We start from the raw sequence: 7,613 nt of genomic DNA on the forward strand, positions 1-7,613 counted from the left end.
ACGAGCTAGGGGTAGTAGCCCAGGCCCAGCTGGCCGGCCAGCTGGGCAAAGGACTGGTCGAAGACGAACTCCCCGTAGCTGTGACCCTTCAGATACAGGGGCGCCAGAGCCACCAGCCGCCCCTGGCGCCAGAGCCCCAGATGGCAGGGCTGCCAGCCCTGGCGGGGCACGATGCTGCCACTGGCCTCCAGATGGTGCAACCAGCGCCAGCCATAGAAGGGGCGATCCACGGCCTCTTCCGGCGCCCCGCCGTCGCCCCCCACCAACGTCTGCCACTGGTCTTCAGGGATGTCCTGCGTTGCCTTGTGCCAGCGGACTTGCAGCTCGGCCATGGCCGGTGGCGACACAGGGGGACAGGGCAGGCGCAAAACTAACGGTTGATTCCCTGCGACCGAGCGTCTTTCCCCCGCCATGGCCAAGCCCCTGCGGATCCTGATGCTCCTGACGGCGGCCATGGCGCTGGTCCTGCCCCCGGTGCCGGCCAGGGCCGGGCTGCTGCGGCCGGTGCTGATGCTGCTGCGTCCCCAGCTGGAGAACCAGCTGACCCGGGTCTGCGTGGAGACGGCCTCCGCCGGCCGAACGGATCTGGTGAAGAGCCTGCAGGATCCCTGCCGCAAGCTGGCGGTGCCCACCAGCAAATGCCTGATCGAGGAGACCGACAACAGCGGCCGCAGCCTGGGGGTGCTCACCGAGATGGTGAGCGGCCGCTTCGGCGATGACAGCGAGGAGGTGGTCAAACGCTGCCTGGCCAGAATGTTCGGCCTCCCCACTGACAGCCTGCGGGACATGCCGCTGCGGGAACTGGGCAAGCGTTTTGGCAGCGGCAGCCTCGGCCTTCAGGAGGTCGCGCCCTGATCCCCGGGGCGCCGCCAGCGCAGCAGCAGTTCGTCCCCCGGCAGCGCCCGGTGCTCCACCAACCGCCAGCCCGTCCGGGCCTCCGGCGCTACCTGGGCCTCGACCGGCAACCAGCCATGGACGCCTCCGAGCAGCCGGGGGCAGACGGTGAGCTGGAGTTCGTCGAGGAGGTCTTCGGCCGCCAGGGAGGCCGCCAGCTGCGCCCCCCCCAGCACCACGAGCCGTCGTAGCCCCAGCCCGCCCAGAGTCTCCAGGGCCTGGCTCCAGCTCTGCAGGGGCAGGTGGTGCTCGAAACCCGGCGCAGGGGCCGCGGGGGGCAGCGGAGCAGCCTGCAGCAGCCAGCGAACCAGGGGCTGGCGGAAGAAGGGCAGGGCGGCGGGCAGGCGGCCGCTGCGGCTGACGGCGATGGCGATCGGCTGGGGGGAGCGTCCCTGGCAACGCCGGTCCTCGACCAGCGCGGGCCGGTGGATCAGGCAGGTGCTGCCGTGGCGCCTCAGGGTCTCGGCCCCCACCAGGGCGGCATCGGCCCAGGCCAGGGCCTCCTCCAGCACCTGCCGGTCACCGGCGCCCCCCAGCTGGGCGGCACCCCCATCAGCCGGGGCGAGGCGGCCATCGAGGCTCACCGCCAGCACGAGCCGCAGCTCCGGGGTCGCCGCCGGACTCAAACGGCCGCAAGGGCTTCGATGGCCGCCGGCAGCATCTCCAGCTGCGGCGTCTCGGCGAAGACCTCGGCGGCGTTGTTGGGGCTCTCCTGCAGGCGCACCTTGTGCAGCCGGGCGCCGGTGGTGGCGATGGGGGCGCTGAGCAGGTCGGCGATGTGGAGGGCGATGTTCTCGGCCGTGGGAACGCAGCCGGCGAAGTGCTCCACGTCCTTGTTCAGGAAGGTGTGGTCGAAGGGCTCCACCACCAGGTCGGCCACCAGCTGCTGCAGCTCGGCCAGGTCGCAGACCATGCCGGTGCGCGCATCGATCGGACCCCGCACGGTCACATCGAGCAGGTAGTTGTGGCCGTGGCCGTGGGGGCGGGCGCACTTGCCGTAGATGGCCTCGTTCTCGCTCTGGCTGAGTTCGGGGCGGGCCAGGCGGTGGGCCGCGGCGAAGTGGGTGCGGATCGAGAGGAAGGCTTCCATGGGATCAATGGTGGGACCGCAGAGCACGTCGGCCCAGAGGTTGGTTTGTTCGTGGAGCCGCAGGGCCACCAGCGGCAGATGGGGGGCGAGCCGCTCGCGGATGGCCAGCAGCAGGGCTTCGGTGGTGGGCAGCCGCCCGTCGGGCCTGGAGAGGTCGAACTCGGGCCAGACGTCGTTGAGGAAACGGAAGTCGAGGGGGTCACTGACTTCCCGCCGGATGGCGTGCTTGACGTCGGAGAGGTTGAGCACCATGCCGTCGCCGTCGAGGGGACCGCCCATCGCGACGGTGAGCTCGTAGTTGTGGCCATGGCCCGGGGCCAGGCTGCAGCGGCCGAAGCGACGGGCGTTCTCGGCCTCGTCCAGCTCGGGCAGCCGGTAGAGATGGCTGGCACTGAAGGTGGCCCGGCGCGTGATCACACAGGGCCGGCCGCGCCCGTGGGCGGGGCTGGTGGGGGAAGGTGCCGCGGAAGAGGCGGTCAACCGGGTTGCGGTCATCGCCGGGGGCCAGGGGACGCCCATCCTAGAAACGGGGTCAGGAATGCCGCCGACCGCGCCCGCATGGCCCCTGACCCCGCCGCCACCCCCAGCCACCGGGCCCTGGCCCGCCGCCTTGATGGGCTCAATATCTACCTGGTGGGGATGATGGGGGCCGGCAAGAGCGCCGTGGGGCGGCCCCTGGCCGAGGCCCTCGGCTATCGCTTCATCGATGCCGACGCCACCCTCACCGAGGCCGCCGGCCGGCCGATCGATGCGATCTTCGCCAGCGATGGCGAGGAGGCCTTCCGCGCCCTCGAGACCAGCGTGCTCAATGGCATCGCCAGCTGGCATTCCCTTGTGGTGGCCACCGGCGGTGGGGCGGTGACCCGACCGGAGAACTGGGGGCACATGCGCCAGGGGGTGGTGGTGTGGCTGGATGCCCCCGAGGCGGAGCTGCTGCGGCGTCTGGCCGCCGATCCCACCCGGCGGCCCCTGCTCGACGCTGCCGATCCGGCCGGCCGCCTGCAGGCCCTGCTGCAGGAGCGACGGCCGCTGTACGCCCAGGCCGACCTGGCCGTGGTGCAGAAAGGGGGCCAGCCCTCCGAAGTGGCGCTGCAGGTGCTGGAGGCCCTGCCCTCGGTGCTGCGCGACCCCCGTCAGCCCCCTGACGCCCCCGACTGAGCACCAGCGGCTCCCTCAGCCGGGGGGCTCGAGCCGCACCGCGAACCACTGGATCGCGCAACCCGGCGCCAGCTCCAGCTCACAGGCGGTGTCGATCAGCCGGCCGGCGCGGGCTTCCGGATCGGCCAGGTCTGCCAGGTCGGCCGGTGGATCCCCCAGGGCCTCCACGTGGCCAGCCAGCCAGAGCAGGGTTTCGGCGGCGGTGAGGATGCGCTCCCCCTGGCCAGGCTCCAGCACCACGTAATGGTCGAGCTCCCGCAGCAGCGGATCGGACAAGGCCAGGACACCAGCGAAGCCCATCCTGGCGGGTGCGGGGACCGATGCGGTGCCGGGCCTCAGTCCCGGCCCACCGCGGCAAGCAGCTGGTCGCGCCAGGCGAACAGGGGCTCGAGCACGGGGTTGTCGGCGATGCCTTCGACGCCCCGCCCGGCGAGGGGGGCACCCGCACAGACGGGAAACTTCAGCAGGTACAGCTGGGCCGCCACGGCGAGGTCGGCCAGGGAGAGGGCATCGCCCTCCAGGTAGGGACGCTCGGCCACCAGCAGGGCGAGCTGCTCGAGGCTGCGGTGCAGCTGCCGCACCTCGCAGGGCCCGAGCAGGTCGCGCATCGCCTCGGTGGCGGAGCCGAGCAGGCCACCCGGCAGGGCCCCCACCAGGTCACGCAGGGGCGCCGGGGTGGCCTCGGGCAGCAGGGCCGCCCGCAGCAGCGGGTCGGCGGCCGCGGCCTGGAGCAGGGCCAGGCGGGCGCCCCGGGCCAGGGCGGTGTCGGCCCAGTCCTCCAGCAGCAGCACCCTGGCGCGGGCGATCGGATCGGCCGGCAGCAGGGGTGGCTGCGGGTGGGAGGCCTCCAGGTGCAGGGCAATGGCCGTGGAATCGGGGATCACCTCACCGCCGTCGACCAGCACCGGCACCTGCCGCTGGCCGGAGAGACGGAACAGCTCCAGCTGCCCCAGGCCGGGGGTCACCTCGACGATCGTGGCCTCCACCCCCTTGTAGGCCAGCAGCAGGCGCACCTTCTCGCAGAAGGCGGAATGTCTGAACTGATGCAGCTCCATGGACCCTCGATGACGGCTGGACGTGGCCCCGGGCGGCAGAGTAGCCAGCATCCGACCAGGACCGCCGCCGAGGCCATGAAAGAGTTTTTCGTCAATGTGACCCGCTATCCGCGCTACCTGATCGCCTTCAGCCTGGGGGTGTTCAACTCGGTGTTCGAGCCCCTGGCCCGGCGGCGCAGCAACCCGGTCACGGCGGTGGCCCTGGTGGGCGCCCTGGTCAGCGGCATGATCAGCCTCACCCTGGTGCTGCGTGCCATGGTGCAGACCGGGCCGGTTTCGTAGTCATGGCACAGAGCCGACGGGTGGAACGGGTGGCGGCCCTGATCCGCCGGGAAGTGAGCGAGCTGCTGATCAGCGGCATCAAGGACGAGCGGGTCCAGCACGGCATGGTGAGTGTCACCAGCGTAGAAGTGGCCGGCGATCTGCAGCACTGCAAGATCTTCGTGAGCATCTTCGGCAGCACCGAGGATCGGGAGGTGGCCATGGCCGGCCTGCAGGCGGCCGCCGTCTACGTGAAGGGGGAGCTGGGCCGCCGCCTCAAGATGCGCCGCACACCGGAGGTGGCCTTCGTTCTCGACCGGGGCCTGGAGAAGGGCAACACGGTGCTGGGGCTGCTGCAGCGCCTGGAGGCGGAACGGCGCGAGCGCGGTGACGGGGAGGGCCCGGCGGATCCCGCCGACGACCCCGAGACCGACAGCGACACCGAGGTCTGACCCGCCCCATGGCGCCATCGATCGAGCAGCAGCAGGCCCTGGACCGCGCCGTCGCCGCCCTGCTGGTGGTGCGCTGCAGCGGCCATCCGGCCGATGGCCAGCGGCGCTATCCCCGCTGGGAGCTGGACAATGCCAGCCTGCAGCGCCTGCTCAAGCGCGGCGTGGGTGGCGTGATCCTGCTGGGGGGCAGCGCCGCCGAACTGCGGCTGCGCACCCGCCAGCTGTCGGCCTGGGCCAGCGAGCCCCTGCTGCTCTGCGCCGACGTCGAGGAGGGGGTGGGCCAGCGCTTCGAGGGGGCCAGCTGGCTGGTGCCGCCCCTTGCCCTGGCCCGGATTCACGCCGCCGATCCCACCCTGGCCCTGGATCTGGCCCGGCGTTACGGGGCCTGCACGGGCCGGGAGGCCCGCCAGCTCGGACTCAACTGGCTGCTTGCCCCGGTCTGCGACGTCAACAACAACCCGGCCAACCCGGTGATCAACGTGCGGGCCTGGGGGGAAGACCCGGCCACCGCCGGTGCCCTGGCGGCCGCCTTCTGCCGTGGCGCCCAGGCCGAAGGGGTGCTCACCTGCGCCAAGCATTTCCCCGGCCACGGCGACACCGCCAGCGACTCCCACCTGGAGCTGCCCCTGCTGCCGCACAGCCGCGCCCGCCTGGAGGCCGTGGAGCTGCCGCCGTTCCGCGACGCCATCGCCGCCGAGGTGGCCGCAGTGATGACCGCCCACCTGCTGCTGCCGGCCCTCGACGGCGAGCACCCTGCCACCCTGTCGCGGCCGGTGCTCACCGGGCTGCTGCGCGACGAGCTCGGTTTCGAGGGGCTGATCGTCACCGATGCCCTGGTGATGGAGGCGATCGCCGGCCGCTACGGCGCCTCGGAAGCCGCCGTGCTGGCCCTGGAGGCGGGGGCCGACCTGGTGCTGATGCCCGGCGATGCGGAGGGGGCGATCGACGCCATCGTCGCGGCCGTCCACAGCGGCAGGCTGGCCCTGGAGCGGCTGCAGGCCAGCCTGGAGCGGCGGCGCCTGGCCCTGGGGCGCTGCCCCGCCGGCGACGCCCCCAGCGCCTCCGCCCCCCTGGGCCAGCTCAGCAATGGCCCCTCCCCCTCCGACCAGGCCCTGGCCCTGGAGCTGGTGCAACGCAGCCTGGAGCAACAGGGACAGGGCCCGGTGCGCGGCCCCGGGGTGAACCTGATCCGGCTCGACAACAGCCTGGCCTGCCCCTTCCTGCCGGCGACCGCTCCGGCCCTGGCCCTGCCGGCGGCCGCGGGATGGCGGGCCTGCCTGATTGACGGCCAGGGGCCCTCCCCCTGGAGCGGGGATGGGGAGGCCCCCCTGGCCCTGGAGCGGCTGGGCGAGGGTCCGGTGCTGCTGCAGCTGTTCGTGCGCGGCAATCCGTTCCGCGGCAGGGCCGACGGTCCGGATCCCTGGCCGGCGGTGATCCGCCAGCTGCAGGCCGCCGGCCGACTGGCGGGCCTGGCGGTCTACGGCAGCCCCTATGCCTGGCAGGCCCTGCAGCCGCTGCTGGGGCCAGGCATTCCGGCCGCCTGGTCCCCGGGCCAGATGGCCCTGGCCCAGGGCGAACTGCTGGGGCGCCTCGGCCTCGGCCCCGGCGCGGCAGTCGACGCGGACTTCACCGACTGAGCCCTCACCGGCGCCTAGCCTCCTGGCACGACCGTCCTGCCCCGCAGCGTCCGATGCTGAGCCTGTCGATGATCGTGCGCAACGAAGCAGAGCGCCTGGAGCGCTGCCTGGCTTCGGTGGCCGGCTTCGTCGACGAGATGGTGGTGGTGGACACCGGCTCCGACGACGGCACCGCTGGGATCGCCGCCCGCTGCGGGGCCAGCGTGCACCATCTGGCCTGGCCGGGGGATTTCGCCCCTGCCCGCAACCACGCCCTGGATCTGGTGCGGGGCGACTGGGTGCTGGTGCTGGATGCCGATGAGTGGCTGCGGCCCGAGGCGTGCGCGCCGCTGCGCGCCCTGATGGCGCAGCCGCAGGTGCTGCTGATCAACCTGCTGCGCCAGGAAGTGGGGGCCGCCCAGTCCCCCTTCTCCAGCGTCAGCCGCCTGTTCCGGCGCCATGCCGCGATCCGCTGGAGCCGCCGCTACCACGCCATGGTCGACGACAGTGTGGCCGCGCTGCTGGAGCAGGAGCCCCATTGGCAGGTGCTGGCCTGCGGGGAACCGGCCCTGGTGCACGAGGGCTACCGCCCGGATCTGCTGGCGGCCTCCGGCAAGGCGGCACGCCTGCGCCAGGCCATGGAGGCGGAACTGGCCGCCAGGCCCGGCGACCCCTACGCCTGCGCCAAGCTCGGCGCCCTGGAGGTGAGCCAGGGCCATCACGCCAGGGGCATCGCCCTGCTGGAGGAGGGATTGGCCCGGGTCGGTCCCGGATCCCTTGCGGAACGCTATGAGCTGTTGCTCCATCTCGCCATCGCCCGCAGCCCTGGGGAGCCTGACGCCGCGACCGCCCTCTACCGCCAGGCCCTGGAGCTGCCCCTGGACGGGCGGCTCAGCATCGGAGCCCGGCTCAACCTCGGGGCCCTGCTCTTGCGCCAGGGGACCCTGGAAGAGGCGGCAGCCCTGACGGCAGCGGTGACCCGCCTCTCCCCGGAGCTTGCCCTGGCCTGGTTCAACCTGGGCCTGATCGAACGCCAGCGGGGCCGCCTGCTGGAGGCGATCGCCGCCTACCGGCAGGCCCTGGCCCT

10 protein-coding genes and 1 pseudogene are annotated in these 7,613 nt (G+C 72.8%); 6 read left to right on the forward strand and 5 right to left on the reverse strand.

Annotation, left to right across the window (positions count from 1 at the left end):
- Nucleotides 1-8: 8 nt before the first annotated feature.
- Nucleotides 9-332, reverse strand: a pseudogene (locus KBZ04_RS12100) (peptidogalycan biosysnthesis protein); the annotation flags it as partial.
- Nucleotides 333-411: 79 nt separating this feature from the next.
- Here KBZ04_RS12100 and KBZ04_RS12105 point away from each other — a divergent pair.
- Nucleotides 412-855, forward strand: a complete 444-nt coding sequence (locus KBZ04_RS12105) for a hypothetical protein (RefSeq protein WP_254992168.1) — start codon at nucleotides 412-414, stop codon at nucleotides 853-855.
- Here the strand turns inward: KBZ04_RS12105 and KBZ04_RS12110 are convergent.
- Complete coding sequence (locus KBZ04_RS12110; protein WP_254992169.1) at nucleotides 837-1,520, reverse strand: RibD family protein; 684 nt, start codon at nucleotides 1,518-1,520, stop codon at nucleotides 837-839. The two genes, KBZ04_RS12105 and KBZ04_RS12110, sit on opposite strands and share 19 nt — an antisense overlap.
- Nucleotides 1,517-2,479 carry a 6-pyruvoyl trahydropterin synthase family protein gene (locus KBZ04_RS12115; protein WP_254992170.1) on the reverse strand — a complete coding sequence of 321 codons (963 nt, stop codon included), beginning with the start codon at nucleotides 2,477-2,479 and terminating at the stop codon, nucleotides 1,517-1,519. The genes KBZ04_RS12110 and KBZ04_RS12115 overlap by 4 nt, the downstream gene beginning before the upstream one ends.
- Nucleotides 2,480-2,542: 63 nt before the next feature.
- Between KBZ04_RS12115 and KBZ04_RS12120 the strand changes: the two genes are divergently transcribed.
- The gene (locus KBZ04_RS12120) at nucleotides 2,543-3,142 is read left to right on the forward strand and encodes a shikimate kinase (protein ID WP_254992171.1); all 600 of its coding nucleotides are present in this window, start codon (nucleotides 2,543-2,545) and stop codon (nucleotides 3,140-3,142) included.
- 15 nt (nucleotides 3,143-3,157) lie between these two features.
- Here KBZ04_RS12120 and KBZ04_RS12125 read toward each other — a convergent pair whose 3' ends face one another.
- Both KBZ04_RS12125 and KBZ04_RS12130 read right to left on the reverse strand, forming a co-directional pair.
- Nucleotides 3,158-3,418, reverse strand: a complete 261-nt coding sequence (locus KBZ04_RS12125; protein WP_216910383.1) for a chlororespiratory reduction protein 7 — start codon at nucleotides 3,416-3,418, stop codon at nucleotides 3,158-3,160.
- A gap of 59 nt (nucleotides 3,419-3,477) precedes the next feature.
- Complete coding sequence (locus KBZ04_RS12130; protein ID WP_254992172.1) at nucleotides 3,478-4,197, reverse strand: glutathione S-transferase family protein; 720 nt, start codon at nucleotides 4,195-4,197, stop codon at nucleotides 3,478-3,480.
- Between the two features lie 75 nt (nucleotides 4,198-4,272).
- Between KBZ04_RS12130 and KBZ04_RS12135 the strand changes: the two genes are divergently transcribed.
- The 4 genes from KBZ04_RS12135 to KBZ04_RS12150 form a co-directional block, all read left to right on the forward strand.
- A complete protein-coding gene (locus tag KBZ04_RS12135; RefSeq protein WP_254992173.1) occupies nucleotides 4,273-4,479 on the forward strand; it encodes a DUF751 family protein in 207 nt (68 codons plus the stop codon).
- 2 nt (nucleotides 4,480-4,481) lie between these two features.
- Entirely contained in the window at nucleotides 4,482-4,910 is a 429-nt protein-coding gene (gene rbfA / locus KBZ04_RS12140; protein WP_254992174.1) for a 30S ribosome-binding factor RbfA, read from the forward strand.
- An 8-nt stretch (nucleotides 4,911-4,918) separates the two neighbouring features.
- On the forward strand, nucleotides 4,919-6,547 hold the full coding sequence (locus KBZ04_RS12145) for a glycoside hydrolase family 3 N-terminal domain-containing protein (RefSeq protein WP_254992175.1): 1,629 nt from the start codon (nucleotides 4,919-4,921) through the stop codon (nucleotides 6,545-6,547).
- A 53-nt stretch (nucleotides 6,548-6,600) separates the two neighbouring features.
- The coding region (locus KBZ04_RS12150; protein ID WP_254992176.1) for a TPR domain-containing glycosyltransferase at nucleotides 6,601-7,613 on the forward strand (1,013 nt) is incomplete at its 3' end.

It is taken from the genome of Cyanobium sp. N5-Cardenillas (assembly GCF_024345515.1).
Lineage (GTDB): Bacteria > Cyanobacteriota > Cyanobacteriia > PCC-6307 > Cyanobiaceae > Cyanobium.

What these genes read in the sequence shown, in the direction of transcription:
- KBZ04_RS12135 (WP_254992173.1), top strand. Translation starts at nt 4,273, where the DNA reads ATGAAAGAGTTTTTCGTCAATGTGACCCGCTATCCGCGCTACCTGATC.
- rbfA (WP_254992174.1), top strand. Translation starts at nt 4,482, where the DNA reads ATGGCACAGAGCCGACGGGTGGAACGGGTGGCGGCCCTGATCCGCCGG.
- KBZ04_RS12115 (WP_254992170.1), bottom strand. Translation starts at nt 2,479, where the DNA reads ATGACCGCAACCCGGTTGACCGCCTCTTCCGCGGCACCTTCCCCCACC.
- KBZ04_RS12120 (WP_254992171.1), top strand. Translation starts at nt 2,543, where the DNA reads ATGGCCCCTGACCCCGCCGCCACCCCCAGCCACCGGGCCCTGGCCCGC.
- KBZ04_RS12130 (WP_254992172.1), bottom strand. Translation starts at nt 4,197, where the DNA reads ATGGAGCTGCATCAGTTCAGACATTCCGCCTTCTGCGAGAAGGTGCGC.
- KBZ04_RS12145 (WP_254992175.1), top strand. Translation starts at nt 4,919, where the DNA reads ATGGCGCCATCGATCGAGCAGCAGCAGGCCCTGGACCGCGCCGTCGCC.
- KBZ04_RS12105 (WP_254992168.1), top strand. Translation starts at nt 412, where the DNA reads ATGGCCAAGCCCCTGCGGATCCTGATGCTCCTGACGGCGGCCATGGCG.